Raw genomic sequence first — 26,085 nt, 5'->3', positions numbered from 1 at the left:
CCTCACTCGACGGCTAGGGCCGCGTCGATCAAGGCCTGGCCGTTGGGCACGTTCTCGGCAAAGGTCTTGTATGAACTCTGCTTGGCAATATCCAGCCAGGCCTGGTAGTTCTCGGGGGTCATGGTCACCACCTCGACTCCGTTTTCCTTGTAGACATCCACCAGCTTCTGGTCGAGTGCCGCGGCCTCGCCAGCAAAGAACTCCTCGGCCTTCTTGCCGGCCTCGGTGAGTGCCTTTTGCTGCTCCTCATTGAGTCCATTCCAGCTCTGTTCGGAAATCAGGATGGGCTCGTACATGAACCACAGGGCATTTTCGCCGGGGGCGGTCAGGCATTTCACCTGCTCGTAGATGCGATAGGAGATGAATGACCCGGAGGAGGTATTGGCGCCGTCCAGTACGCCGGTCTGCATGGCGGTGTAGATCTCCGAGGAGGGCATCGAGGCGATCGAGGCACCGGCCTCGGCGAGCATCTCATCGAAGGCCGGGCCGGCGGCGCGCATGGTCTGGCCATCGACCGTATCCGGGGCGGTAACGCAACGCATGTTCGAGGCAAACCCGCCTGCCAACCAGGCATCCGCCAGTACCCGAGCACCGGCTTCGTTGATGACCTCCTTGATCATGTCCATGAACTCGGAGTCGTTGAGCCGCTGGGCCCGTTCATGACTGCGCACCAAGCCGGGCATCAGCGTGGCCGAGAACTCGGGGTGACGGCCACTGGCATAATCCAGAGGGAGTGACGTCATGTCCAGGCGGCCCCGCACCAGGGCGCCCCATTGCTCCTTGGCCTTGAGCAACGACTGTCCGGGATAGACCTGAATCTTTAGGTCGACATTCGCCTCATCGACCGACTCGGCCATCAATTGAACCATTTCATCGCGTACGTCGCCCTGACCACCGGGGAACTGGTGAGAGGCGCGTAGGACGGTTTCAGCATTGGCGGCACCGCTGACGGCAATGGTGAGGGCAGTGGCGGTAATGGCGGTGGTGAGCTGGCGTTTCATTAGGTGTCTCCATGGATCTTGTTTTTGTGAAATATGTATCATGGGCTATGATATATATATCAATAGTTAGTACACACCAATGTGTCAAACCCGCGAAACTAGACAAACGTCGTAAGGGATGGCCGTTGAGTGAATAAAAAACGAACAGCACAGGACGCAGCCGTGAGCAGCGCGAAGCGATCGAATACCCAGCGACTCAAGGACGCGCTGGAAGATGACATTCTTAATGGCCGGATGGCTCCCGGGGAGCGGCTCGATCCCGAAACGCTCGGCAAGACCTTTCAGGTCTCCCGTACACCGGTAAGGGAAGCCATACAGCAACTGGTCGCCAGCGGGCTCGTAACGGTGGTGCCCAAGAAGGGTACCTTCGTGGCCCAGGTGGGAATCGAGGAGCTGATCGAGATGTTCGAGGTCATGGCCGAATTGGAGGGCATGTGCGGGCGTCTGGCCGCGCGGCGTATTACCCCGGAGGAAATCGCTGCCTTGCGCAGGGCGCTAAAGCGCTGTGAAGAAGCGGCCGGCTCGGGTAATACCGATGATTATTATTACGAGAACGAGTGCTTTCACGATTGCATCTATGCGTCCAGCCACAACACCTTCCTGGCCACTGAGGCGCGTCAGTTGAAGCAGCGTCTCAAGCCCTATCGCCGCCTGCAATTGCAGGTGCGTCATCGCATGCAGAGTTCGCTGGCCGAGCACCGGGAAGTCGTACGCATGCTCGAGACGGGGGATTCCATTGGCGCGGAGCAGGCTCTGCGTGATCATGTGCTGATTCAGGGCGAGCGTTTCAGCGACTTCGTGGCCAGCGTTCGGCGGTTCAGTGCCAAGGCGGGCGTTGCTGCCGGCTTGGTCGTAGATAAAGTATCCACCGATTGAGTCGAATGCCGGATCAACAATTGTTCGCCAGCGGTGTCTCCAACTAGACTCGTTGAGACAAGATGACAAATCACCAAGGAGAAGCCACCATGTCCGTCCGCGAGATCGCCCTTTATATCGACGGCCAACCCATCCCATCGAAGGCCGAGCAGTGGCGCGATGTGGTCAATCCGGCAACCCAGGAAGTAGTGGCACGGGTGCCTTTTGCCACCCGCGAGGAAGTCGATCAGGCCGTCGCCAGCGCCAAGCAGGCCTTTGTCAGCTGGCGCAAGATGCCCTTGGCCAAGCGCATGCGCATCATGCTCAGGTTTCAGGCGCTGGTGCGCGAGCACACCGAAGAGCTGGCGGCACTGATCACCGAGGAGCACGGCAAGACGCTGCCAGATGCCGAAGGCGAAGTGGGCCGCGGCCTGGAAGTCATCGAGCACGCCTGCTCGATCACCTCGCTACAGCTTGGCGAGATTGCCGAGAACGCAGCCAGCGACGTTAACGTCTACTCCTTGCACCAGCCCCTGGGCGTCGGCGCCGGCATCACTGCCTTCAACTTCCCCATCATGCTGCCTTGCTTCATGTTCCCCTTGGCCATCGCCACCGGCAATACTTTCGTGCTGAAGCCTTCGGAACAGGACCCATCTTCCACCATGCGCCTGGTCGAACTGGCCCATGAAGCCGGCGTGCCCAATGGGGTGCTCAACGTGGTGCACGGCGGGCCGGATGTTGCCAACCACATCTGCGACCATCCGGACATCAAGGCGCTCTCGTTCATCGGCTCCACCGCCATCGGCACCCATATCTATGAGCGCGCCGGTGCTGCGGGCAAGCGAGTGCAGTCGATGATGGGGGCCAAGAATCACTGTGTGATCATGCCGGATGCCAATCGTAGTCAGGCGATCAACAACGTGCTGGGCTCCGCCTTTGGTGCCGCCGGCCAACGTTGCATGGCCAACTCGGTACTGGTGCTGGTGGGCGAGGCACGCCAGTGGCTGGAGGAGATCGTCGAGAAGTCCCGGGAAATGAAGGTGGGCCCCGGCACCCAGCGCGATGCGGACCTGGGGCCGTTGGTGTCACCGGCGGCGCGGGATCGGGTGCTCAAGCTGATCGATACCGGCGAATCCGAAGCGACCCTGGCACTGGATGGCCGTGGCATCAGCGTCGAGGGCTACCCGGATGGCAACTTCGTGGGTCCGACGATCTTTAGTGACGTCACTGCTGACATGACCATCTACAAGGAAGAGATCTTCGGCCCGGTGCTGTGCGTGGTAGGGGTTGAAACCCTGGATGACGCCATCGCCTTCATCAATGCCAATCCCAACGGCAATGGCACCTCGATCTTCACCAATTCGGGCTGGGCCGGGCGGCGCTTCGAGAGCGATATCGATGTCGGCCAGGTGGGTATCAACGTGCCGATTCCAGTGCCGGTGGCCTACTTCAGCTTCACCGGCTCCCGGGCGTCCAAGCTTGGCGATCTTGGCCCCAACGGCAAGCAGGCGATCCAGTTCTGGACCCAGACCAAGACCGTAACGTCGCGCTGGTTCGAGCCGGAAAACGTCTCCGGCGGCATCAACAGCACCATTTCGATGTGATAGGTGCAACAATAGAAAGGCTCTTGAACACCGCCAGGATCAATGGCGGTGTTTTTCTGATCTTAAGGAAAAATCATGAGTGTATCCCTCAGCCGTTTTCCCATTCCCGAATCCCTCGACGAGCTACCCGAGGATATCCGCGACGTCATCTTGGCGGTACAGGAGAAGGCCGGCTTCGTGCCCAACGTCTTTCTCACACTTGCCCATCGGCCTGACGAATTTCGTGCCTTTTTCGCCTATCACGATGCGCTCATGGAACGTGAATCCGACACCCTGACCAAGGCGGAGAAGGAAATGGTAGTGGTGGCTACCAGCGCGCGGAACCGTTGCCTCTATTGCGTGGTTGCCCATGGCGCCTTGGCGCGCATCTACAGCAAGGATCCGCTGCTTGCCGATCAGGTGGCGATCAATCATCGCACCGCGCCGATAAGCGAACGCCATCGTCTCATGCTGGATTTCGCGCTCTATATCGGTACCGAGCAGGGTGAGCTCAACGACGAGTGGCAGGGTCGTCTATTCGAAGTGGGCTTTACCCTCGAAGATATCTGGGACATCGGCGCGGTTGCCGGCTTCTTCGGTATGTCCAACCGGCTGGTGAATCTTACCGGCACGCCGCCCAATGAGGAGTTTTATCTGATGGGACGGGTGCCAAGATAAAGAACAGGCAACCGCTAGACGCCTATCTGAAATTTCTCGAATAGCTGCAGCACCGGCTCGAGCTGGCTCTCATGTAGCGTAAGAACCGTGTCGAAGGTGGCATCTTCGGCAGGCAAGAGGACGGCGAATCTACCTTCTTCTACATGGAATTCGTGTATCTCTCGCAGACCATCCACTGTTTCACAACGTATGGAGCGATAAGGGTCGTCCTCGCCATAGGTCAGGCGGTGGTACATTTTGAAGTAGGTGTAAAGGATGAGCCCATTGGCGAAGGCTGGCCACCGGGCAGGAATGGTGCGCGACTCCTCGTCGAGGGCCTGACCGTTCGCCACCGTTTCGGCAATCGCCTTGGCCAATGGCTCGGCGATCAAGGAGGTAGCATCCTGTGGCAGAGCTTCTTGCGCTTCGACCGCTTTGCGGTAGCGCTCAGCGACCTGGCGCAGGTCGTCGAGAGAGTCAAACCGATGACTGCTATGCTGCAAGTCACCAGGATCGCACTCGCCGTTTTCCCAACCATGGACAACATCGAGTGTCAGTTGGCTATCCGCCATCGCCTGACCAAGAAGTGCTTCAATGGCGATGTTCAAATGCAGCCGACGCTCGGTTACCGAGTTGTCGAAAGCGGTATAAGGATCGGCAAAAACAGTATGCAGGCGCCCAGGCGCATGTTCCTTGGCTTCATTGAATGGCATCGATTTGGGTCCCGGCGCAATATAATCGTTTGAATTCTTGTGAAAGACATCATGCTTGATTGACTATGTTATCGGCGGGTCGTGGTGGTTTCTTGAGATCCTGATATGGGTGGAGCCATGCATGCCGTTTTGCCAACCTGCGCAATTATGGAGATCCGCTTGCCATGGCTATTCTTCTGTCGAATACGTTGATTGTGCTGTTGACGGTCGCCGGTATGGAGGTGTTCGCCTGGTTTGCCCATAAGTACGTGATGCATGGTTGGGGCTGGGGGTGGCATCGCTCCCACCATGAGCCTCACTCCGTGCGCCAGGCACATGGCTGGTTCGAGAAGAACGATCTCTATGCGGTGGTGTTTGCCGGTGTGGCGATCGTGCTGATCGCGGCGGGAACATTGGGCTGGTATCCGCTTCAGTGGATCGGCGCGGGCATGACCGCCTATGGCTTCCTGTACTTTCTTGCCCATGACGGCTTGGTGCATCAGCGCTGGCCGTTTCGCTACGTGCCGCGTCACGGCTATCTCAAGCGCCTGTACCAGGCCCATCGCATGCATCACGCAGTGAATGGCAAGGAAGGCTGCGTCTCCTTCGGCTTTTTAATTGCACCTTCCGTCAGTACCTTGAAGCGCCAGCTGCGAGAAAAGCATGGCGGCGCTTTGCAGAATTCATCTACTCGAGACGTTGCCAGAGATGCTCGGGCCTAGGCGCCGGCATTTGCCAGCGAGAAGTCATCATCTGGCCCAATCCCTTGGCCAATAAGCGCAGCTTGTCTGCCTTGCTAGTGGATACGCGCCGATCCCAGGCCCCCGCGCCTCTTGCCTTGACCTGAATACCGATTTCCCGATAAACGCCGTGGGCGGTGGCGATTGCCCAGGCGCTGCGAGGCGGGAGTGCGCCAAGCCCACCTCGAGCCGATTGATAATAAGGCTCCGCCAGATCGATCAGACGTGCCGTTACCCCGGCCAGCGCGTCGCGGTGGCGTGGGTCAGCGATCTCCTCCGGCGGTATGCCCGCCTCGACAAGCCAGGTTTGAGGCAGGTAGCAGCGCGCGATTTCCGCATCGTCGACGATGTCCCGGGCGATGTTGGTAAGCTGGAAGGCCAGGCCCAGATCGCAGGCCCGATCCAGCGTCGCCTCATCCCTCACCCCCATGATCCAGGCCATCATGATGCCCACGACCCCGGCGACGTGATAGCAGTAGCTCAGAGTGTCGTCGATAGTGACATAACAGCGCTCCTGAACGTCCATGGCGAAGCCTTCCAGGTGCGCCAGGGGATAGCGCTCGGGAAGACGATGATTCAGCGCCACCTGCTGAAAAGCGGCGAAAGGTGGGCTTTGCATCGGCTCGCCGGCATAGGCCTGCTGGGTCATATGGCGAAGCCCGGCCATGCGCTGTTCGCTGCTGTCCGTTGAGCCTTCAACGCGAGAGGGCATGCCCAGATGCTGCTCATCGATCACGTCGTCGCAGTGTCGACACCAAGCGTACAGCATCAGCACGCTGCGCCGGGTCGCGGGGTCGAAAAGCCGCGCGGCGGTGGCGAAGCTTTTTGATCCGACCTGAATGGTCTCGGCGGCGTGACGGTCGAGCGCATCAACCATCAAGGCGCTCCAGCATCAGTTTCGCCGTAGCCTTGGCGGAACCCACTACCCCGGGCACGCCGGCGCCGGGATGGGTGCCGGCGCCAACCAGGTAGAGGTTGTCGATCTTCTGGTCCCGGTTATGAGGCCGGAACCAGGCGCTCTGGGTAAGAATCGGCTCCAGGGAGAACGCCGAGCCCAGATGGGCATTGAGCTCATCGCGAAAATCCAGCGGCGTGAAGTGGCGGCAGGTCACCAGATGCTCCCGTAGCCCGGGAATATAGTGCTTCTCCAGGTAGTCGAGGATGCGATCGCGATAGACCGGCCCCTGGCTTTCCCAGTCGATGGGGGCGGTGCCCAGATGCGGCACCGGTGCCAGCACGTAGTAGGCGCTGGACCCCGGCGGTGCCAGGGAAGGGTCGGTGACGCAGGGCGAGTGTAGATAAAGCGAGAAATCCTCCGCCAAGGTGTCGGCGTTGAAGATCTCGTCGATCAGCTCCTTGTAGCGCGCCCCCAGGCAGATGGTGTGATGCTGAAGATCTTTTGATGGCATGTCGAGGCCGAAATAGATCACGAATAGCGACATGCTGTAGCGCTTCTTCTTGAGCGCATTGCCGTGACTGACCCCGCGGGGATGCTTGCCCAGCAGTTTCGCGTAGGTGTGGATGACATCTGCATTGGAGGCCAGCGCATCGGTCTCGAAATGGCGGCCATCCTGGAGGGTGACGCCAGTAATGCGATCATCTTGAGTCTCGATATTCGCCACTTCCGCGTTGAGTTCGAGCTTGCCCCCCATGTCCTCGAACAGCTTGACCATGCCTTGAATCAGCGCACCAGTGCCTCCTCGCGGGAACCACACGCCGCCCTGACGCTCCAGCGCATGAATGAGGGTATAGATCGAGGAGGTGACGAAGGGGTTACCCCCCACCAGCAAGGAGTGAAAGGAGAACACCTGGCGCAGGTGTTCGTCCTCCACAAATCGCGACACCATGGCATAGACGCTGCGCCAGGCTTGTAACCGCGCCAGCTGCGGTCCGGCCTTGATCATGTCGCGAAAGGACAGGAAGGGCACCGCGCCCAGTTTGATATAGCCCTCTTCATAAACGGCCTTGGAATACTCGAGGAAGCGCCGATAGCCCTCCACGTCCTTAGGGTTGCGCTCGGCGATCTGGCGCTCCAGCTCCTGCTGATCATTGACGTAATCAAACGACGGCGCGTCTTCCCAGCATAGCCGATAGAAAGGAGAAACCGGCAGTAGCGCCACGTAATCCGATAGCTGCCTGCCGGCCAGGGTGAAGAGTTCTTCCAGCGCCGCTGGGTCGGTGATGACCGTGGGGCCGGCATCGAAGATGAACCCTTTGTCTTCGTAGACATAGGCGCGACCGCCGGGCTTGTCGCGTTTTTCTAGTAGGGTGGTGCGATAGCCACCGGCTTGCAGACGAATGGCCAGGGCCAGACCGCCGAAGCCGGCGCCAATCACCAGGGCTTGTTGTTGCGTCATGGCTAGTTCCTAGATGGTGTCGAATCGTATCGATAAGAGGAGAGGAGTCGAGCAGGGCTAGAGCATCTTGCGGCACGAATGGCTTCGCCTAGCGGCACCGGCGGCTTGCCGACAAGAATGCGCGCCTTGTCCAGGGTAGTCAGACGTCCCGCATAAAAGCGTTCGATCAAGCTCTCAGATAGCCCGTAGAAGCGCTGCATGACTTGCCAGCGCTGGCTCGGCGAGCCGGCCAGGAACAGCATGCGGTTGAGCAGACGAAAATAGCCCTGCTGGCGCCATTCCCGCTGCGCTTCGTCACGGATCGCACTGAATAGCGTCGGAGAGCTTAAATCATCAAGACTGGCGATCCGCTCTGCCAGGCGCACCGCATGGGGCAGGGAATAGCCGGTAGTAGGATGAAAAAGCCCGGCCCGCAGGCCGCTACGTGGCTGCCCGTCGGCTTCATTCCAAAAGGCCTCAAAATCCCCGGCCAGGGTGATCGGCAAAACACCGCGCTCTTCCCGCAGCACTTCATCGATCTGCCAGCCTTTGGCCTCGGCATAGGCGCTGATGTTGTGCCGCAGCTGGACGTCGTCATCCACTGGCTGATCGATGTAGTGGGTATCCTCGATCAGCAGCGTATCCCGGGTGAAGGGCAGCACATAGACAAAACGATAACCTTCGCCCTGGGCCAGACTTGCATCCATCAGGATGGGTTCTTGAAGCCCATGGGGCGCGGCAAGTCTGATTTCCTGACCGAGAAAGGCCTGATAGCCCAGGAACAGATGCGGGCTCGGCGCCGGGCCGCGACCATCGATCACCGCGCTTGCCGTCAGTTGGGTGCCGTCTTCAAGCGTGACCCGGTCAGGTTCGAGGGCGGCGATTGTTGTATCGACCCATAGCGCATCACCCAGAGCGCATTCGAGTGCCTGTGCGAAGGTCGAGGAGAGCAGGCTGGTATAGCCGCCCTGCAGCCGCCGCTCCCGCTCTGGAAAGATCACCCGATGGCGTGGCCAATGGCATCCTATCAGGGGGGCCAGCCAGGCATGTTGCTCGGTGTTCAAGTCGCTGTCATGAAACGACCAGGTATGGTTGCCGCCGGGGCGGCTCTCCTGCTCTAGCATCAGTAGGCGAAGCTCGGGGCGATCCCGTTTCAGGCGTAGAGCGATCAAGCCATTGGCCAGGCCGCCCCCGGCCAGAATCAGATCGTAATGATGCTGTGGCATGCCAGGGGCGTCCTGTGCGTGAAGATAGTATGCATGAGCCTAGCGCCGCGCGTTTCGCACGGCAGTGCCGTTTTCATCCAGCAGCACTGCCTGACGCAGCGCACTCAGATCGGCGCTACCGGTACAAAAACAGGCGATGCGTAGCTGCGCAATGAGTATCTCGAAATGCTCTATGACCGCCTCGCTCGACTGGGTGGCGCTTGCAAGCACCGCCGCCGCCTGACCCACGAGATCGGCACCCAGACGAATGGCCTTGGCCGCATCGACACCGTCGCGAATGCCGCCGGAGGCGATCAATGGCGTATCCGGTAACTCGCGACGTACCGCCTGAATGGCCTGAGCCGTAGGGATGCCCCAACCGGCGAAGGCCAAGGCGATGCGCTTCTGGGACTCGCTTGCGGCGCGTTCGGCTTCCACCGCCGCCCAGCTGGTGCCACCGGCGCCTGCCACGTCGATTGCCGCTACGCCTTCTTCGATCAGAGCCCGGGCGACCTGAGGCGAAATGCCCGCGCCGACTTCCTTGATGATTATCGGTACCTCGAGCGCCTTCACCAAGGCACCGATTGACTGGCGAACGTTGCGCCAGTCGCGGTCGCCGCCGGACTGCACGGCTTCCTGTAAGGGGTTGAGATGAACGATGAGGGCGTCCGCGTCGATCATGTCTACCGCACGACGCGCCCACTCGATGCCCTGGGCTTCACGAAGCTGGCCGGCGCCGATGTTGCCGAGCAACGCAATGTCCGGTGCGAGTCGACGCAGCTCCCGGGTCAGGCCATGGTCATTATCGGTCTGCAAGGCGACCCGTTGAGAGCCGACGGCCAAGGCGATTCCCAAGGCCTGGGCGGCTTCGGCCAGATGCTGGTTGATCAAACGCGCCCTTGCCGCACCGCCGGTCATGGAACTGATCAGAAACGGAGCGTTCAACCGTTTACCCAGAAACTGCGCACGCAGATCGATATCGTCGAGGTTGAGTTGTGGCAGGGCGCAATGCTCGAAGCGATAGCCGGCAAGGCCAGAGGAAGTGGGCCCGGGTGCCCGCTGAGCGTCCAGCACAATAGCCAGATGATCGTTCTTGCGCTCGACCAGACCTTCGCCTTTCATGTCGGTTTCCTTGTCAGAGGGCATTGGCTAGAACTCCATTGTATAGGGTTGCGCCTAAAGTTGTGCAAGAATTGTACGGGTCGTACTATCAAGAACAACTCCAGGAGCGTCCTCAATGAGTTTAACCTTTCCGAATGTTGCTTTTGATAGCGACGATTTCGCTAGCCTTGATGGGATCCGCCAGGCTGTCGAAAGGCGCCTGGATGGGCTGCTTACCGATACGCAGGCAAGCGACGATCCGGTGAGTCAGGCCATGCGCAGCAGTGTGCTGGCACCGGGCAAACGGATACGCCCTTTGCTGCTGGTGCTTGCCGCTCGAGAGCTGGATTGCCGAGAACCTGCGTTGTTCGATCTGGGCGCTTCGATAGAGATGATCCACACCGCTTCTCTGATCCTGGACGACCTTCCTTGCATGGATAACGCCAGTATGCGCCGCGGGCGCCCGACGGTGCATCGTCAGTATGGGGAGGACGTGGCCATGTTGGCGGTAGTGGCCTTGCTGAGCCGTGCCCTTGGCGTCGTATCCGATGCGTCGACGCTGCCCGCGGAGCAACGCACACGGATGATTGGGCAACTTAGCCGGGCAGCCGATGTTCAAGGGCTGGTGAAAGGACAGTATGAAGATCTGCATGAGGCGCAGAAACCTCGTTCCGTAGCGGATGTGATGGCGACCAACCGGCACAAGACCGGTGTGCTCTTTCAGGCCAGCATGCAGTTGGTAGCGGTTATTACCGGGATCGACAAGGCCGCTGCGGATTCGCTCGAGCGTTTCGCCCTGGCGCTGGGGCAAGCCTACCAGTTAAGCGATGACCTGGGTGATTGCAGTGCGGCTCACGGTAAAGATGCCGATCAGGATCGCGACAAGGCCACTCTGGTCAATCTGCTTGGGGCCGAGGAAGTGTGTCGGCTGCTGAGTGAGCAATTAGAAGAAGCCGATCGACAGCTGACCTTCGTTTATGGGCCTTGCTCCGCGCTCGGTAACTTTACGCGGAGTCTTTTTCCCTGCTCCTGGTAACCAGGCGGTTCACCTTCGTATCACTGGATGTTGCAACCGTTCGCGCTTGCTTCCAAAATCGATACCCACAAACATATACCACCGCGGAGCCCGGGCCATGAGCGAGCAACAGCAGGACAAGCGTCGTCGTTATTCCAGTCAAGTCGTCGATGGCATTGGCAAATCCGCCAGCCGGTCCATGCTGCGGGCGGTGGGATTCAATGATGAAGACTTCAAGAAGCCCCAGGTGGGCATCGCCTCGACCTGGAGCCAGGTCACACCCTGCAACAGCCACATCAACGAGTTGGCCGAGGATGCACGCCAGGGCGCCGACACCGCCGGCGGCAAAGGGGTGATCTTCAACACCATCACCATATCGGACGGTATCGCCAACGGTACCGAGGGGATGAAGTACTCCTTGGCATCGCGGGAGATAATCGCCGATTCCATCGAGGCCGTGGCAGGTTGCGAGGGCTTCGACGGCGTAGTGGCGATCGGTGGCTGCGACAAGAACATGCCCGGCTGCCTGATCGGTCTGGCGCGGCTCGATCGCCCCAGCGTGTTCGTCTATGGCGGCACCATCATGCCCGGCGCCAATCACACCGACCTGGTTTCGGTATTTGAGGCCATGGGCGCCCATGCCAAGGGCGACATGGAGCTGATCGAGCTCAAGCAGATCGAGGAGACGGCGATTCCCGGGCCGGGCTCCTGCGGCGGCATGTACACCGCCAACACCATGGCTTCCGCCATCGAGGCATTGGGCATGAGCCTGCCCAACAGCTCGGCCCAGAACGCGGTATCCCAGAACAAGCGGGACGATTGCCGTGCCGCCGGGGCGGCGGTGCTCGACCTGCTGGATCGCGACCTGAAACCCAGCGACATCATGACTCGCGAAGCCTTCGAGAACGCCATTACCGTGGTGATTTCACTCGGCGGCTCGACCAACGCGGTGCTGCACTTGATTGCAATGGCCAATGCCATCGACGTTGAACTTTCCCTGGACGACTTCACCCGCATCGGCCGGCGAGTACCTGTGGTTGCCGATCTGCGCCCCAGCGGCCACTACATGATGAGCGAGCTGGTCGCCATCGGCGGCATTCAGCCGCTGATGAAGATGTTGCTCGATGCCGGGCTCTTGCACGCCGAGTGCATGACCGTCACCGGCAAGACGCTGGCGGAGAATCTGGCGGATGTAGCACCTTACCCGAGCGATCAGCAGATCATCCGGCCGCTGGACAAGCCAATCAAGGGCGAGAGCCACCTTCGCATCCTCTATGGCAATCTGGCGCCGGAAGGAGCGGTCGCCAAGATCACCGGCAAGGAGGGCACGCGCTTCTCCGGGTGGGCCAAGGTGTTCGGGTCCGAAGAGGAGGCTCAGGCGCGTATCAACGCCGGCGACGTGGTAGCCGGAGACGTGGTGGTGATTCGCTATGAAGGCCCCAAGGGCGGCCCGGGCATGCGCGAGATGCTTACTCCCACTTCCGCAATCATGGGCCAGGGCCTGGGCAACGACGTGGCCTTGATCACCGACGGGCGTTTCTCCGGCGGCAGTCATGGCTTCGTGGTCGGCCACGTGAGCCCCGAAGCCTTCAATGGCGGGCCGCTGGCGCTGGTGGAAGATGGCGACGAGATCACTATCGACGCCGAGGCGGATACCATCGACGTGCATATCGACGATCAGGAGTTCGAACGCCGTCGTGCCAACTGGCAGCAGCCGGCACCACGCTATACCCGTGGTGTGCTGGCCAAGTACGCTCGAACCGTGAGTTCGGCGTCGACGGGTGCAGTCACCGACCTGCCGGAATAACCGATGTGCGTGCCGCGGTTTGATATTGCCTCACCAACAGGCGTGATCGCTGACACCCACGGCACGCTGCGTAAGGAAGCGCTTACCCTGCTTAAGGATTGCGAGCTGATCCTGCATCTCGGTGACGTCGGCAAGCCGTTCATTCTCGAACGGCTTGCCGAATTGGCGCCGCTTTACACCGTGCGCGGCAATATCGATACGCAAGATTGGGCCGAGGATATACCCTGGACCCAGGATCTGATCGTCAATGGTTGGCGGTTGCACCTGGTACACGATATTGCCGATTTCGATCCCGGCACGCCCTGCGATACGGTACTCCATGGCCATTCCCATAAGCCGCGCAATGAATGGCTGGGCGGTCGGTTGCTGTTCAACCCCGGGGGTGGTGGCCGGCGACGCTTCAAACTGCCGATTACGCTGGGCAAGCTATGGGCGGACGAGCGTGGGTTACGCGGCGCGATCATTCATCAGCCGCTCGATGTAAAGTCGTCATGATTGTCCCCCGGCCCGTCGTTGAAATGCGTGCCTATCCGAACCGCGTACTCACCGACCGTCACGACTTCCATCAGTTATTGCTGGGGTTGAGCGGCAGCGTCGAACTCGAGACCGATGGCCGGGGCGCGCGGGTGGTGGCCGGTGTATTGGTGCCTATTATCGCCGGGGAACAACACCATTACCTGGCATTACGTGATAACGATTGCCTGGCACTGGATCTACCGGTGCCCTGGTGCGAGGCGCTGGAGCTGGATGTGTCGATGATCCATGTGCCACGTCGCTTACCCTCGGCGCTAGTCGCAAGCGCCTCTGAGCTCACGGCTGCCAGCCCCACCGCGTTGCTGAGCTGGCTGAATGAAGCCTTGAGTGACACCGGCACCAAAGTGACGGCGCCGCGCCTACGGCTGATCCAGTTGATATCGATCGTCGAAGCCGATTTGGCCCATCCGTGGCGTGTCAACGAGATGGCCGTTTGCTGTCACCTTGCCGAGGCGGTGTTCGCACGGCAGTTTCGCGCCCTGACCGGGCAGACGCCTCATACCTGGCTGATTACCCGGCGCCTTGACCGTGCACGACACCTGATGAGTGAATCTACGGCCTCCATGACAGAGATTGCATTGACCTGCGGTTTCGCCGATGCGGCGCATTTCTCGCGCACCTTCCGGCGGCAGTATGGCTGTGCTCCAAAAGAATGGCGGGGTAACGCTCGTTTTATGGAAAAGAGCCGTGCTCATGAGGAGTTGTGATTGGGTCAGGATTCGACAAGTCATGCCCGTCGACTGGCGGCAGACTTTGTAGCGAATTCTTGGTTGGTAAGACTCATGACGCAATCCATCTCCGACAATCGCGCCACCGCCATCGGCGCCACCACGGTCCTCAACTGGGCGCTGCTGGCGGCGCTGACCCAACTGGCGGGGCCAGTGCCACCGTTTCTTCTCACCGCCTTGGCTTTCGGTATTGCGTTCCTTTGTTTTGCACTCTGGCTGGGGTTGCGTGGCGAATCCTTGTTCACTCCGCTAAAGCAACCGCCTGCGGTATGGATGTTGGGAGTCTGCGGGCTGTTCGGCTATCACGCGCTCTACTTCGTTGCCCAACAGAACGCGCCCCCGGCCAACGCCGGGTTGATCAGCTATCTATGGCCGCTGTTGATCGTGCTTTTCGTCGCGTTGCTACCCGGTGAGCGGCTGCGCATCATTCATGTGGCCGGCAGTCTGCTGGGTTTTGCCGGGGCGGCCTTGTTGGTTGGTGGTGACGTGAATGCCGGTGGCAGTGTGCTGGGCTATGCGGCAGCGTTTGCCTGCGCCTTCCTATGGAGTGGCTATTCGGTGCTGTCCCGGGCGACCCGCAATGTGCCTACCGCAGCTGTAGGCGGCTTCTGCCTGGTAACGGCGCTGCTCGCCGCGCTCTGCCATTGGCTGTTTGAACCTACTCGCTTACCAGTAGGCATCGGCTGGCTCGGGGTGCTTGGTCTGGGTCTGGGGCCGGTGGGCAGTGCCTTCTTCACCTGGGATGTGGGCGTCAAGCATGGCGACCTGCGTTTGCTGGGGCTTCTCGCCTACTTTACTCCGTTGCTATCTACGGTGGCATTGATTCTGACCGGGTACGCTGAGCCGACGCCACTGCTAGCGCTGGCGGCGGGGCTTATTACCTTGGGCATGCTGGTAGGAAGTGGGCGCTTGCATAGGAACCTATGGCGTAAACCTGGTTCTTGACGCGATAGAGGCAAAGCCTTGGCCAAGTTCAATCGCTTCAAGGCGCATATTGTTTCTCCAACATCCAGTGTTCCAGGTCGCGGCAGGTGCAAGGCGACGATATCCACTCGGTCTTCTGGCAGCGCTTTTGCGAGTTCGCGTCGAAGAGTCTCGTTACAGCCGAAAACTCTCAATGGGTCATCTGGTATGCCTTGCCACATCGTCTTCCTTGCGTAGTGCGCTGATGAACATGGTGCCTAGCCCGTTGGCATGGCAGAAAGCCGCGAGCTTTTCTCCTACCAGCTTGCGATAGTAGATGCACACGCCACCCAGGAAGAACAGCACGCTGGCGAACAGAAATGATGACGCGGCAAGTGTCGTCACCTGGCGCTCTGCAGCAGCGTCGAGATGCCAAAGATAGGGAATCGAGGCGATCGTGAACAATCCCGAGCCCAGGATGAACTGGGCCACGGTGATGTTGAACAGCTGCATATAGATCATCGAAGGCGCCTCGACTACCTGCAGGAGGTTTGCGAAGCCGCCGATCACGAATAGCACAGAACCGATAATAAAACTCCAGCTGCCGATGGCGACGGCTTCCAGCGAGGGAAGAAAGCAGAGGCTACCCACCGTGAACAGGGCCGAGCCAAGCACATAGGACCAAGCTGCCACGTACTCGATATAATCGGCAAAGGACCGCGTGCTGTGCATGCGCCAATATTTAAGCACCTCGAGCAGGTCATGGCCCGTCACCAGCAGATAGACCAGCGAGCCGGTGAAGAAGAGCCAATCGCCGATAACCAGGTACTGCGAAAGCGCTGGAAAGAAAAAGATGCTACCGAAGACGAAGGCCAACCCTCCTAGCTTATAGCTATAGGCGTTGACCGTCTCCCATATCTCATGGGTACGGCTGTGCGGGTCTTTCGAGGATAGATCGGAAACACGCGGACGGTGAGTGATCAGATGTGGCATGGGTTAAAAAGTCGCTGATTGCCTTGATGCTGCCATTATGGCAGAACGCAACGCTATAAAGCCGCTCGTACTCGTAGGTACGAGCGGCATCATGACCTGGTCGGCGGGCCTGTTTCTATCGATCCCATCAGGCGCCGCCAATACCTTTGATAATGTAACCCGACCCGCCGCAATCGACACACTCCTCATCGTTGATCTTGCCGGTGCCTCCGCAGGTTGGGCAAACGTCCTCTCCGGTGCCCGGAGTGCCCGGTTCCGCTTCGTCACCGGGCTCGGGAATGTTGGTTTTCTCGTCTTCGGGTTTGTCGGTTGCCATAAATCCTCCTTGTTTGGCATGCGCAGACCAATCATTTATATCGGGCCTGTCTAGTAAACCTAGAAGGCCTGTTCATCATTGGCCAGTAACGACCTCAAGCTTCTGCCACACGACTGACCTGAATCGGAAGCTCTTGACGCACACTGGCGCCAGTACTTGAGCACCTCGAGCAGGTCGTGCCCCGAGACCATCAGATAAAGCAGCGAGCCCGCCAGGAAAAGCCAACCCAGCCAGCTTGTAGCCTGAAAGCGTTGACCGTCTCCCAGAGCTCATGGAAGCGACTGTGCGGGTTCTGCGAGCTCAGGTTGAAAACGTGGGAACGGTGGGTAATCAGGTGCGGCATGGGGAAACTGCCAAAGGGTTGAAAGCCATCATTATGGCAAAGTCTGCGATTCAGGAGGCGTGCTCTGGGTCATGTATGGGATTCGGGTTGGCGGCTTTTTAATGCTCAGTAATATTCAAGGCTAAGGCGGTTCTTCCAAGTAGCCACTATAACGTTTTAAGGAGGCATCACTACTTTACTGATCAATTCCCCTGATTTTGTTTTTTGGCTTTACTAAAACGTGGTATTTGCCGTGTTTAAAAATGTAACATTTAAGAAATTTTATGTTTACATATAAAGCGCTGGCGATTGTCAGGCAGGTGAGTCTTTAAATTGTTCGACCAGTATTGTGCGGGTGAATACAGGAAAGACATCCAGGGGCTTCGAGCACTGGGCGCCATTTTAATAATGGTCTTTCACATATGGCTACATAAGGTGTCGGGCGGCGTCGATGTCTTTTTCGTCGTTTCAGGCTTCATGATGTCTTCCTTGCTGCTCAAGGGTTTTTTCAAGCAGGGGGTGGTAAACCCTCTGGTGTTCTGGGGCGGTATCGTAAAAAGGGTTGCGCCTTCGGCCTATCTGGTGCTGGGTGTGACGCTGCTTGCCAGCTATCTGCTTATATCGCCCTCCTTTCTGATGGCGACAATCACCGAAATACTTGCCAGCGTGCTGCATATCGAAAACCTGCAATTGATGAGGGATTCCGTCGATTATCTGGCAACCGATGTCCCGGACAGTCCCGTTCAGCAGTTCTGGGCGCTCTCCATCCAGGTGCAGTTCTATGCCGTACTCCCATTCATCTTGCTTTCTCTGGCATGGGCTTCACGGAAGCTGAATACTTCTGCGCCCTTGTTTATCGGCGTACCGCTGATCATTGTCGCTTCATTCGCCTACGCTGTTATCGTCGTGGCGAAAAACCCCTCTCTGCACTACTTCGATCCCCTAGCCAGGACCTGGGAGTTTTTCACCGGTGTGCTCGTCTTTCTTGTCGTCTGTAACCTGAACGTCGTTAAATACCGAAGCCTTTTAGGCTTGCTGGGTCTGCTCCTAGTGATCGGGGGCGCTTTTCTCATCCCCAAGGGGGCAGGTTTTGCTGGCATGGTTTCATTGATACCCGTGCTGGGCGCTGCCTGCATTCTCGTGTCGGGGAGCAGGGGTGCGGGGCTCGCCAACAGGCTGCTGTCGAATAGAGGCTTGGTCTACCTAGGGGGCGTTTCCTTCACCATCTATCTTTGGCACTGGCCGCTGTACGTCTTTTATCAAACCTACTTCGATATCCAAAGCGTTGCCATCGTTCCTGGGCTTGCCATCATGGCACTGGCCATCCTGTTGGCGATTGCTACCAGCAAGACCGTGGAAGCACCATTTAGGAAAATTCCCAGGGAAAAAGTGCTCGTCAATTTCGCCGTAGGCGTTCTATTCTTTTCCCCAATCATGGCTTCCGCCTACCTGATACGAGCCGATATTCTCGCCACCTATGACAAAGCCACCGAGCGATGGGTAAGACAAGATATCGAGCCCTATCATCAGAATCGTATCTTTCCCGAAAAGACGCCGAGTGCTATCGAGAAAGAGGAGCTTTTTGCAGCTCGCGGTGTATTTCCAGAGCCATACAACACCAACTGCCAACAAAGTGTTCAGGGCACGGAGGTCAAGACGTGCCGTTTTGGAGCGATCGGGGCCGATAGAAAGGTCGTTCTGGCAGGTGGCTCCCATGCTCTGCAATGGCTAACCGCTCTCAGGGCCATTGCCAAGGAAAACAATTTCGAAATCGTCAACATGATCAAGAGCAGTTGTCCGCTCGGCGCGGTGGAGGATTCCAACAAGTCCTGCCGCGTGTGGAACGAAAAGGCCATGGCGGCCATCATCGAGATGCAACCCCAGGTCGTGATAACGAACTCTACTCGAACCACCGAGAATGAGGGGGAGTATCTCCCGATGTCATATGTCGAGAGCTGGAAGGCCTTGGCTTCCCAAGGAATAAAGGTGGTGGGGATACGGGACAATCCGCGTTTCGAATACGACGTGCCCGACTGCCTTTACAAACACCAGCAGGCGTCGGCCGATTCCTGCTCCCTGAATAGAAGCGAGGTCTTCCAGGCGGAAAATCCAGCGGTGAAATATGAAGACCTTATTGCGAATATCGACATGTCGGATCTGCTATGCACCGAGACACGTTGCCCTACGCGGTTCAAGGGTTATCTGATGTATCGCGACGATCATCACGTCCATCTGCCCTACGTCAGATTCCTCAGGGAAAATATCGAGAAGCAGTTGAGGGTAGCGCTGCCGGATGTTTTCAAGACTGATGACGGCAATATGTTGACAGAAACAGCGACTGACCTCTTCGAGCCAAACATCCATCGCCGCACGAATGGATTGGATATCGTTCAAGTAACGTTAAGCAAGTAATTAGTTAATAACTAAAATGCACAAAACTCATCACGGCTGTAGAGCGTACTCAAGATGTTCCTGCTCGTGGCGCAGCAACCATTGTTTGCGTTCCAGCCCGCCGGCATAGCCGGTCAACTGGCCGTTGCTACCGATCACCCGGTGGCAGGGCACGATGATGGATAGCGGATTGCGGCCATTGGCGGCGCCCACGGCGCGATGGCTATTTGGGCTTCCTATCCCCTGGGAAATAGTTGCATAGCTGCAGGTCTCACCAAACGGGATAGCACGAAGCTGCATCCATACGCGTTTTTGAAAGTCGGTGCCTTCAGGCGCCAATGGCACATCGAAGGCTTGGCGTTGGCCTTGGAAATACTCCTCGAGCTGGGTCTTGCAGCGCTCGATTAGCGGATGGGGATTAATCGGTTCGCTGCGTTCGTCGACGAAGTCGATGTAGGTGATGCCCGCTTCGGTCGCCTCTATTTGCAAGAAACCAAGCGATGAGTCGCTGGGAGTAGCCAGGTAGTCGATATACATGTCAGTGGCTCCAGAGTTGCAGGGTGAGATAACTACGCCAAGGGGCGGCCTGGTGCGGGTCGGCGTCGTCTAGGGCGTGCAGCTTCTTCTTCACCACCAGATCGCCGCTCAGCCAGATGTCCGGATGGCTGATGCCGCGCAGTTGAGCATAGTCCACGGTCCAGCGGCCGATGCCTTTGAGCGTCAGCCATTGCTCCACATCCTGGGGTGCTTCGCTGTCTCGATACCACTCGGCATAACGACGCAGGGTATCGCGGCGGGCTGCGATCATCTTGAGAAAACTCAGGTCGCTTGCGGCGATACTGGCCGGGGTGGGAAAGCAACGTCGCTGGTCGTCTAAAGGATCGCCAAGCGCATTGACCAGGTTCTGGACCAGATGGCGCGCGGCAAGTTCCGATATCTGCTGACCGAGAATCGCCCTCACCCCGGCCTCGAACAGATCCCACATGCCGGGTAAACGCAGCCCGGCAACCAAAGGCAACCCGGGAACTGTTGCATTCAGATGTTCCTCGATGGCTCGTGTGTCCGCATCAAGGTCGAGTAGGCGACGGATGTTACCGACGACCGCCTGTAAGACAGACAGGTCGTCGATGGTTAGCGCCACCTTGAAGCAGTGGTGCCGCGGATCGTGAGTCGCCGTAAAGTGCCCCTTGGCCTTGCCCCAAGTGAAAGTGCGGCCGTAGAAATCATCGCCCAGCCATTCCTGACCTTCGATCAGTCGACGGGCCAGGAAATGGCGCAAGCGTTCCCAGGCAAACGGTGGTCGATAGGCGAGCGTCAGTATCAGTTTCTCATGATCAGGGCTTGCATAGCGCCGCAGTTGGCTGGGGTTGAGCCCAATGCGTCTCTTGAAGCAATCGTTGAAGCGGCGAAGACTTTGAAAGCCACTGGCATAGGCTACATCGGTGATCGGTAAGCGGGTTTGATGCAACAGCTGCTTGGCGAACAGACATTGTCGGTAAAGCGAATAGGTCTTCGGGGAAACACCGAAGCGTTTTTGAAACAGCTGGCGCAGGTATCGATCGCTAATACCCAGACGCTCGCCAAGTTGGTTCAAGGTGCCTTCCTGTAGAGCGCCTTCGTCGATCAAACGCAGAGCACGCTCCAGTGTGGTGTTCACGCCTTTCCAGGCCGGCGAACCCGGGGCGCTGTCCGGTCGACAGCGCAGGCAAGGCCGATAACCGGCCTCGGCGGCTTCTACAGCGCTGGTGAAATAGGTCACATTGTGTTCCTGGGGCGGCGTGGCCGGGCACACCGGGCGACAGTAGATGCCGGTGGTCTTCACCGCAGTGAAGAACTGACCATCGAAACGGGCATCCCGGGCCAGGCGAGCCTGGTGACATGTCTCTCTATTGAGCACCTGTGGCTTCTTCCAGTTGCATGATGTTAGGCCCAGTGTAAGCTCTCTCACGGCAATGACTAGCCGGAATCGGAACTGAACGGCCTTATCACAGGCACGCCTGATTCCTTGAAATCCTACCAAAGAGAAGTGGTTGAGTTGCCAATCTGTCTGGCAGGCAAGTTGCCGGTCGTGATAGTTTTTAGCTACGCATCATCAACAACAATCATCCAAGGAGAGATTCATGCGCCTACTATCCGCTGCTCTCGCAGCCTCGCTTATCATCGCTGCCCCCGCCGCTATCGCGCAGCAACGTCTATCCATTGCCACGGGGGGGACCGGCGGGGTCTATTATCCCTATGGCGGTGGTCTGGCGGAGCTGATCAATAATCATCTCGAAGGGTACAGCGCGGTTGCCGAGGTCACCGGAGCCTCGGTCGAGAACATGGGGCTGATCTATCGGGGGGATTCGGATTTTGCCTTGGTGCTGGCGGATACCGCCTATCAGGCTTACAAGGGGGAAGGGGCGTTCGACGGGCGTCAGGTCGAAGCCACCCGGGCGTTGGGCTCGATCTATCCCAACGCGGTGCAGATCGTGACCATGGCGGATTCGGATATCACGTCGTTGCAGGATCTGAAAGACAAGCGCGTGTCCGTGGGGGCTCCGGGCAGTGGCACCGAGCTCAATGCCAAGGCGCTGATGGAAGCCAATGGCCTGACCTACGATGACATGGAAACTCTGCGCCTGAACTTCAACGAGACCGCGGATGCGTTGCGCGATGGTGACATCGACGCAGGTTTTTGGAGTGTCGGGCCGCCCACCAGCTCGATCCTCAACCTGGCCGCTACCCGGGATATTCGTCTGGTCGGCTTAAGTGACGAGGAGATCGCCAAGGCTCAGGAAGCCGAGCCGGTGTTTGCCGCCTACGAGCTAAAGAAAGGGCTGTATGAAGGCATGGAGGCGCCAGTGCAGACCATCAGCATTCCCAATGTGCTGGTCGTCAATGCGGACCTCCCCGACGATCTGGCCTATGAGGTCACCAAGGTATTGTTCGAGAAAACCGACGAATTGATCGCCATTCATCCGGCGGCCAACGATACCACGGTGGAGTTCAGTCTCGATTCCACCCCGGTACCGCTGCATCCGGGCGCCATCCGCTACTATGAGGAAGTCGGTGCCGAGGTTCCCGACAAGCTACGTCCCTGAGCCTTGTGATGTGGCTCCTAACACTTGAAGCCAAGGGGCGAGCATCGATGCTCGTCCTTTTGCTGTGGGTCTCGTGGTTCGTAGCGATATCAGGCGCGGCAGCAAACGAGCCGGCTCGGTTGCAGGTGGTGTCGTCCTCGAATACCGCGCTGGTCGATATTCCCCTCCAGCCTGGTGAGCGCTGGTGTCTGGTGTGGAATCATTCCGTGACCGGGATTCAAGTCGAGGACTGCTATCGTTATCGGCAGGGGAAAATGGTGCTGGAGCGCAGTCATCAACCGGATTTCGCGGCAGGGCTCGGGCATATACCCGGGCGCGGGGTACAGACCTCCGACGGTGAAGGCGGCTACTGGATCGAGCATATCGATGAGCCGGTGCCCGGCAACGGTTATCTATTACGAGTCGGTAGCAGGGCCGTGAATCACAGGCTTTCCCATGCCGGCAATATCACCAGTTTGAGCGCCCTGGCGGCGGGTGAGCGTGTCCTGATCCACCTGCAAACAAGCAACCCAACTCCTTGAAGAGAATGCCATGAACGACGCTCCCGAACAGTCCGACATCGATCCCGGCACGCCCAAGTCCATCCAGCCGCGGATGGTGCTGTGGTTGATTACCCTGGTGGGCGTGGGGCTATCGCTGTTCCAGCTCTATGCGGCGGGGATCGAACCGCTCGGCCTGTTCTATCAGCGTAGTATTCATATCGCGCTGATCATGTTCCTGGCCTTTCTGATGTTCCCGGTGTTTGGCGCGCAGCGCCGGCGGGGTGTGCTGGGCTGGATCATCGACTGCATCTTTCTGGCGGGTGCCTTCATCACCGGTTTCTACATGGCTTTCAATCTCGACGCAATCATCGATCGCGCCGGGTTCTGGAACCAGACTGATATCCTCGTCGGCTGTATCGCCGTGGTCACGGTGCTCGAGGCCAGCCGCCGGGCGGTGGGGCTGGGCATGACTATTATTGGCGTGGTGGCGATTCTCTATGCCTTTGCGGGCCCCAGGGGAGACTTGCCCTGGTTGTCGGACTGGATGCCGGGGATCATGGCCCATCGCGGTTATAGCCTGGATCGCATCGTCGGCCAGCTCTATCTGGGTCAGGAAGGGTTGTTCGGCCTACCATTGGGTGTGGCGGCCACCTACATCTTTATCTTCGTACTGTTTGGCGCCTTTTTGGAAAGTACCGGCGCCGGGCGTTTCTTCATCGAACTGGCCTATGCTGCCACCGGGCGTCAGCGCGGGGGGCCGGCCAAGGCGGCAGTGTTGGCCTCCGCGGGCATGGGGTCGATTTCGGGCAGCGCCATTGCCAACGTGGTCACCACCGGTGCCTTCACCATCCCCTTGATGAAACGCCTGGGCTATCGGCCGGCTCAGGCTGGAGGCATCGAGGCCGCGGCAAGCACCGGCGGCCAGATCACGCCCCCGTTAATGGGTGCCGGTGCTTTCTTGATCGCCGAATATACCAACGTACCGTATCTCGAGATCGTCAAGGTGAGTGTGCTGCCGGCGGTGATGTATTTCGCCACGGTCTATCTGTTCGTGCATATCATCGCTCTCAAGCAGGGCATGAAGGGCATGGTGCGTTCTGAACTGCCTCAGTTGGGCCAGGTCATGCGCGACGGTTGGCACTTCTTGCTGCCCCTGGGGGTGCTGGTCTATCTGCTGGTCATGAACATGTCCCCCATGCGGGTCGGCTATTATGCCATCCTCACCATCATTGCCGTGGCGGTACTGCGCTTCTTGATCTGGTATCTATTCATTGCGCCAAAGCAGGGGCAGCCGGTGACTTCCGCTGGCTTGAAGGATATAGCTAAGACGGGCTTCATACGGCTGATCGAAGGGCTTGAGCTGGGGGCGCGCAATGCAGTGGCGGTGAGCATGGCTTGTGCCGTGGCCGGCATCATCGTGGGTATCGTCGGCTTGACCGGATTGGGACTCAAGTTCTCGGCGATGATGATGGCGTTCTCCGGCGGCAATATCCTGTTGGCGCTGCTGATGGTGTTGCTGGCAAGCCTGGTGCTGGGAATGGGATTGCCGGTCACGGCAAGTTATATCGTATTGATCGTGCTGGTGGGCCCGGCCCTTTCCACGGAGTTCGGCATGCCGCTTCTGATCGCGCATCTGGTGGTGTTCTGGTACTCCCAGGATTCCAACGTGACGCCGCCGATTGCCCTGGCGGGGTTCGCCGGCGCGGCCATCGCCGGCAGCAAACCCATGGAGACCAGCTTCCAGGCGTGGAAGTTTGCCAAGGGGCTCTACCTGATCCCGCTGTTCATGGTGTTCAACCCGGAGATCATCATGGGAGGGCCGGTAGCCCTGGTCATCTGGAACGTGATCATCGCGATAGCCGCTCTTCTGGCCTTTGCCGCGGCGCTGGAAGGTTATCTGTTCATGCGCATCTCGGTGATTTCAAGGGCGCTGATTGCCCTTGCGTCTGCGGCGGTATTCTATCCTGATTTATTGAGTGAAATAGCCGGTGTCGTGGTCATTGCAGTGCTGCTGGGGGGCAATTGGTTGGCCAGCAAACGCCAGCCTGCAGCCGGTGCTGCATGAACCAGGAGACCGTACTGAATGGTGTCGACCACGAGCTTATCCGGTGCCGTATCTTGCAGCACCGAATAAGAGAGAAGATGCTAGCGCATCCAGGGTCGCGTCAGGAATTGGATGTCTCACCCTCCACGGTTTCGCGAAGAGCTTGAAGTTGATCGATGGAGAAGTGTTCCAGGCGCCCGGCGAGCAGATCGCTGATGCGCTGGGAAGGAATGCCGGCACGACGGGCGATTTCCCGGTTGTCCAGCTCCGAGAAGGCGATGCGGCGCGTGACTACCCGCATCAGGCGAGAGCGTTTTTCCATGTCTCTCACGTCATCTTGCACATCGTCCTTTGCATCGGCTCTTGTATCAAGATTGCTCTTGCCTTTCGACGAAGAGTGCAAAGAGGCGCTGCCGTTCAATTGTCTTACCGCGTTCATGAGGCTCCATTGCCTGTCCACTGACGACTTCAGCATGCGAAATTTTTGCGCATTTCGCCAGCCCCGAAAGCATATTCGGGGCATGTTTTTTGTAATATTTGTTCAGGTGCTTATTCACGAGATGGCGTAGGCCGTATGAGTATCTCGTTGACGTCCACATGGGCGGGCTGGCTGACCGCATACATGACCGCGTTGGCGATGTCGCGATCTTCCAGGGCATGATCTGGTGCTTGGTCGAAAAAAGGCGTATCCACCATGCCGGGTTCGATCAGGGTCACCCGTATGCCGCTGCCTCGAAGTTCTTCACGCAGATTGTAGCCAATACCGGTGACCGCCCATTTGCTGGCGCTGTACATTGATCCGGGAATGGTAGCGCGACCCGCAGCGGACCCGGTAAGCAGGATGTGGCCCTGGGTCTTGCGCAGCATGGGCAGGGACGCCTGAATGGTCAGACCGACGCCGTAGACGTTGGTCATCAACATGTCGCGCCAGCTTTCGTGATCGGCTTCGCTGAAGCCCCCCGGCGAACCGCCACGGCCAGCATTGGCAAATACGACGTCGATACGCCCGAAGCGTTCCATGGCCTTGTCCACCATGGCTTGTTGATCTTCCATGGAGGTGACATCGCAGGCTACGGTCAATGTCTTGTCGGTACCAAATTCCCTGGCCAGGGCGTCCAGCTTGTCCGTGGAGCGGGCCGCCAATACCAGTCTGTAGTCCGCGCGATGCGCGGCGCGGGCAGTGGCCGCACCGATTCCCGTCGAGGCGCCGGTAATCAACATGACGTGGTCATTCATTGTTGTCTCCTTTTCAGTTCCGTTTTTTAGCAGGGGCAGTATGAACAGCATGGTAAGTAGG

Annotated in this window: 25 protein-coding genes; 13 read left to right on the top strand and 12 right to left on the bottom strand. The window is 58.7% G+C overall.

Going from position 1 to position 26,085, the window contains the following annotated elements; all coding sequences use genetic code 11:
• Positions 1 to 2: 2 nt before the first annotated feature.
• Positions 3 to 1,001 carry a TRAP transporter substrate-binding protein DctP gene (gene dctP / locus H7850_RS07200; RefSeq protein WP_227368845.1) on the bottom strand — a complete coding sequence of 333 codons (999 nt, stop codon included), beginning with the start codon at positions 999 to 1,001 and terminating at the stop codon, positions 3 to 5.
• Positions 1,002 to 1,163: 162 nt separating this feature from the next.
• On the opposite strand from dctP, the gene H7850_RS07195 reads away from it, so the two are divergent.
• The 3 genes from H7850_RS07195 (at position 1,164) to H7850_RS07185 (ending at position 4,117) form a co-directional block, all read left to right on the top strand.
• Positions 1,164 to 1,877 (top strand): GntR family transcriptional regulator, encoded by a 714-nt coding sequence (locus tag H7850_RS07195; protein WP_227368844.1) that lies wholly within the window; start codon positions 1,164 to 1,166, stop codon positions 1,875 to 1,877.
• 89 nt (positions 1,878 to 1,966) lie between these two features.
• Positions 1,967 to 3,460 carry a CoA-acylating methylmalonate-semialdehyde dehydrogenase gene (locus tag H7850_RS07190; RefSeq protein ID WP_227368843.1) on the top strand — a complete coding sequence of 498 codons (1,494 nt, stop codon included), beginning with the start codon at positions 1,967 to 1,969 and terminating at the stop codon, positions 3,458 to 3,460.
• Between the two features lie 75 nt (positions 3,461 to 3,535).
• A complete protein-coding gene (locus H7850_RS07185; RefSeq protein ID WP_227368842.1) occupies positions 3,536 to 4,117 on the top strand; it encodes a peroxidase-related enzyme in 582 nt (193 codons plus the stop codon).
• A gap of 14 nt (positions 4,118 to 4,131) precedes the next feature.
• On the opposite strand, the gene H7850_RS07180 is transcribed toward H7850_RS07185, so the two are convergent.
• Entirely contained in the window at positions 4,132 to 4,809 is a 678-nt protein-coding gene (locus H7850_RS07180) for a hypothetical protein (RefSeq protein ID WP_227368841.1), read from the bottom strand.
• Between the two features lie 164 nt (positions 4,810 to 4,973).
• Here H7850_RS07180 and H7850_RS07175 point away from each other — a divergent pair, with 164 nt between their 5' ends.
• Positions 4,974 to 5,510 (top strand): sterol desaturase family protein, encoded by a 537-nt coding sequence (locus H7850_RS07175; RefSeq protein ID WP_227368840.1) that lies wholly within the window; start codon positions 4,974 to 4,976, stop codon positions 5,508 to 5,510.
• Here the strand turns inward: H7850_RS07175 and crtB are convergent.
• Genes crtB through fni form a run of 4 tightly spaced genes read right to left on the bottom strand, consistent with a single transcriptional unit; the run spans position 5,476 to position 10,215 of the window.
• On the bottom strand, positions 5,476 to 6,405 hold the full coding sequence (gene crtB / locus H7850_RS07170; RefSeq protein WP_227368839.1) for a 15-cis-phytoene synthase CrtB: 930 nt from the start codon (positions 6,403 to 6,405) through the stop codon (positions 5,476 to 5,478). The genes H7850_RS07175 and crtB overlap by 35 nt on opposite strands.
• A complete protein-coding gene (locus H7850_RS07165; RefSeq protein WP_227368838.1) occupies positions 6,398 to 7,885 on the bottom strand; it encodes a phytoene desaturase in 1,488 nt (495 codons plus the stop codon). The genes crtB and H7850_RS07165 overlap by 8 nt, the downstream gene beginning before the upstream one ends.
• A gap of 2 nt (positions 7,886 to 7,887) precedes the next feature.
• Complete coding sequence (gene crtY / locus H7850_RS07160; RefSeq protein WP_227368837.1) at positions 7,888 to 9,090, bottom strand: lycopene beta-cyclase CrtY; 1,203 nt, start codon at positions 9,088 to 9,090, stop codon at positions 7,888 to 7,890.
• A 39-nt stretch (positions 9,091 to 9,129) separates the two neighbouring features.
• Positions 9,130 to 10,215 carry a type 2 isopentenyl-diphosphate Delta-isomerase gene (fni, locus tag H7850_RS07155; protein ID WP_227368836.1) on the bottom strand — a complete coding sequence of 362 codons (1,086 nt, stop codon included), beginning with the start codon at positions 10,213 to 10,215 and terminating at the stop codon, positions 9,130 to 9,132.
• 91 nt (positions 10,216 to 10,306) lie between these two features.
• On the opposite strand from fni, the gene H7850_RS07150 reads away from it, so the two are divergent.
• The 5 genes from H7850_RS07150 to H7850_RS07130 all read left to right on the top strand — a co-directional run bounded on the left by H7850_RS07150 (position 10,307) and on the right by H7850_RS07130 (position 15,199).
• Entirely contained in the window at positions 10,307 to 11,206 is a 900-nt protein-coding gene (locus H7850_RS07150) for a polyprenyl synthetase family protein (protein ID WP_227368835.1), read from the top strand.
• A 97-nt stretch (positions 11,207 to 11,303) separates the two neighbouring features.
• Positions 11,304 to 12,992: a dihydroxy-acid dehydratase gene (gene ilvD, locus H7850_RS07145; protein ID WP_227368834.1), complete on the top strand. Its 1,689-nt coding sequence runs from the start codon at positions 11,304 to 11,306 to the stop codon at positions 12,990 to 12,992.
• Positions 12,993 to 12,995: 3 nt separating this feature from the next.
• Positions 12,996 to 13,487: a metallophosphoesterase family protein gene (locus H7850_RS07140; protein ID WP_227368833.1), complete on the top strand. Its 492-nt coding sequence runs from the start codon at positions 12,996 to 12,998 to the stop codon at positions 13,485 to 13,487.
• Positions 13,484 to 14,233 carry an AraC family transcriptional regulator gene (locus tag H7850_RS07135; protein ID WP_227368832.1) on the top strand — a complete coding sequence of 250 codons (750 nt, stop codon included), beginning with the start codon at positions 13,484 to 13,486 and terminating at the stop codon, positions 14,231 to 14,233. Before H7850_RS07140 ends, H7850_RS07135 begins: the two co-directional genes overlap by 4 nt.
• A 75-nt stretch (positions 14,234 to 14,308) precedes the next feature.
• Entirely contained in the window at positions 14,309 to 15,199 is an 891-nt protein-coding gene (locus tag H7850_RS07130; RefSeq protein ID WP_227368831.1) for a DMT family transporter, read from the top strand.
• Between the two features lie 177 nt (positions 15,200 to 15,376).
• Here the strand turns inward: H7850_RS07130 and H7850_RS07125 are convergent, their stop codons facing one another.
• On the bottom strand, positions 15,377 to 16,150 hold the full coding sequence (locus H7850_RS07125) for a YrhK family protein (protein WP_227368830.1): 774 nt from the start codon (positions 16,148 to 16,150) through the stop codon (positions 15,377 to 15,379).
• Positions 16,151 to 16,277: 127 nt separating this feature from the next.
• Positions 16,278 to 16,466 carry a hypothetical protein gene (locus H7850_RS07120; protein WP_227368829.1) on the bottom strand — a complete coding sequence of 63 codons (189 nt, stop codon included), beginning with the start codon at positions 16,464 to 16,466 and terminating at the stop codon, positions 16,278 to 16,280.
• Between the two features lie 655 nt (positions 16,467 to 17,121).
• Between H7850_RS07120 and H7850_RS07115 the strand changes: the two genes are divergently transcribed.
• Positions 17,122 to 19,200 carry an acyltransferase family protein gene (locus tag H7850_RS07115; RefSeq protein ID WP_227368828.1) on the top strand — a complete coding sequence of 693 codons (2,079 nt, stop codon included), beginning with the start codon at positions 17,122 to 17,124 and terminating at the stop codon, positions 19,198 to 19,200.
• Between the two features lie 30 nt (positions 19,201 to 19,230).
• On the opposite strand, the gene H7850_RS07110 is transcribed toward H7850_RS07115, so the two are convergent.
• Together H7850_RS07110 and H7850_RS07105 are read right to left on the bottom strand one after the other, a co-directional pair.
• Entirely contained in the window at positions 19,231 to 19,716 is a 486-nt protein-coding gene (locus H7850_RS07110; RefSeq protein WP_227368827.1) for a methylated-DNA--[protein]-cysteine S-methyltransferase, read from the bottom strand.
• Position 19,717: 1 nt separating this feature from the next.
• On the bottom strand, positions 19,718 to 21,076 hold the full coding sequence (locus H7850_RS07105) for an AlkA N-terminal domain-containing protein (RefSeq protein ID WP_227368826.1): 1,359 nt from the start codon (positions 21,074 to 21,076) through the stop codon (positions 19,718 to 19,720).
• Between the two features lie 223 nt (positions 21,077 to 21,299).
• Between H7850_RS07105 and H7850_RS07100 the strand changes: the two genes are divergently transcribed.
• Genes H7850_RS07100 through H7850_RS07090 form a run of 3 tightly spaced genes read left to right on the top strand, consistent with a single transcriptional unit; the run spans position 21,300 to position 24,809 of the window.
• Positions 21,300 to 22,262 carry a TAXI family TRAP transporter solute-binding subunit gene (locus tag H7850_RS07100; RefSeq protein WP_227368825.1) on the top strand — a complete coding sequence of 321 codons (963 nt, stop codon included), beginning with the start codon at positions 21,300 to 21,302 and terminating at the stop codon, positions 22,260 to 22,262.
• 47 nt (positions 22,263 to 22,309) lie between these two features.
• Positions 22,310 to 22,783: a DUF1850 domain-containing protein gene (locus H7850_RS07095; protein WP_227368824.1), complete on the top strand. Its 474-nt coding sequence runs from the start codon at positions 22,310 to 22,312 to the stop codon at positions 22,781 to 22,783.
• 10 nt (positions 22,784 to 22,793) lie between these two features.
• Positions 22,794 to 24,809, top strand: a complete 2,016-nt coding sequence (locus H7850_RS07090) for a TRAP transporter permease (protein WP_227368823.1) — start codon at positions 22,794 to 22,796, stop codon at positions 24,807 to 24,809.
• A gap of 100 nt (positions 24,810 to 24,909) precedes the next feature.
• On the opposite strand, the gene H7850_RS18100 is transcribed toward H7850_RS07090, so the two are convergent.
• Both H7850_RS18100 and H7850_RS07080 read right to left on the bottom strand, forming a co-directional pair.
• Positions 24,910 to 25,227 (bottom strand): helix-turn-helix domain-containing protein, encoded by a 318-nt coding sequence (locus tag H7850_RS18100; protein WP_264477273.1) that lies wholly within the window; start codon positions 25,225 to 25,227, stop codon positions 24,910 to 24,912.
• A gap of 110 nt (positions 25,228 to 25,337) precedes the next feature.
• Positions 25,338 to 26,024, bottom strand: a complete 687-nt coding sequence (locus H7850_RS07080; protein ID WP_227368821.1) for an SDR family oxidoreductase — start codon at positions 26,022 to 26,024, stop codon at positions 25,338 to 25,340.
• Positions 26,025 to 26,085: the final 61 nt, after the last annotated feature.

The sequence above is a fragment of the Halomonas sp. M20 genome, from assembly GCF_020622265.1.
GTDB lineage: Bacteria > Pseudomonadota > Gammaproteobacteria > Pseudomonadales > Halomonadaceae > Modicisalibacter.
This window is presented reverse-complemented; position numbering and strand designations above follow the sequence as displayed.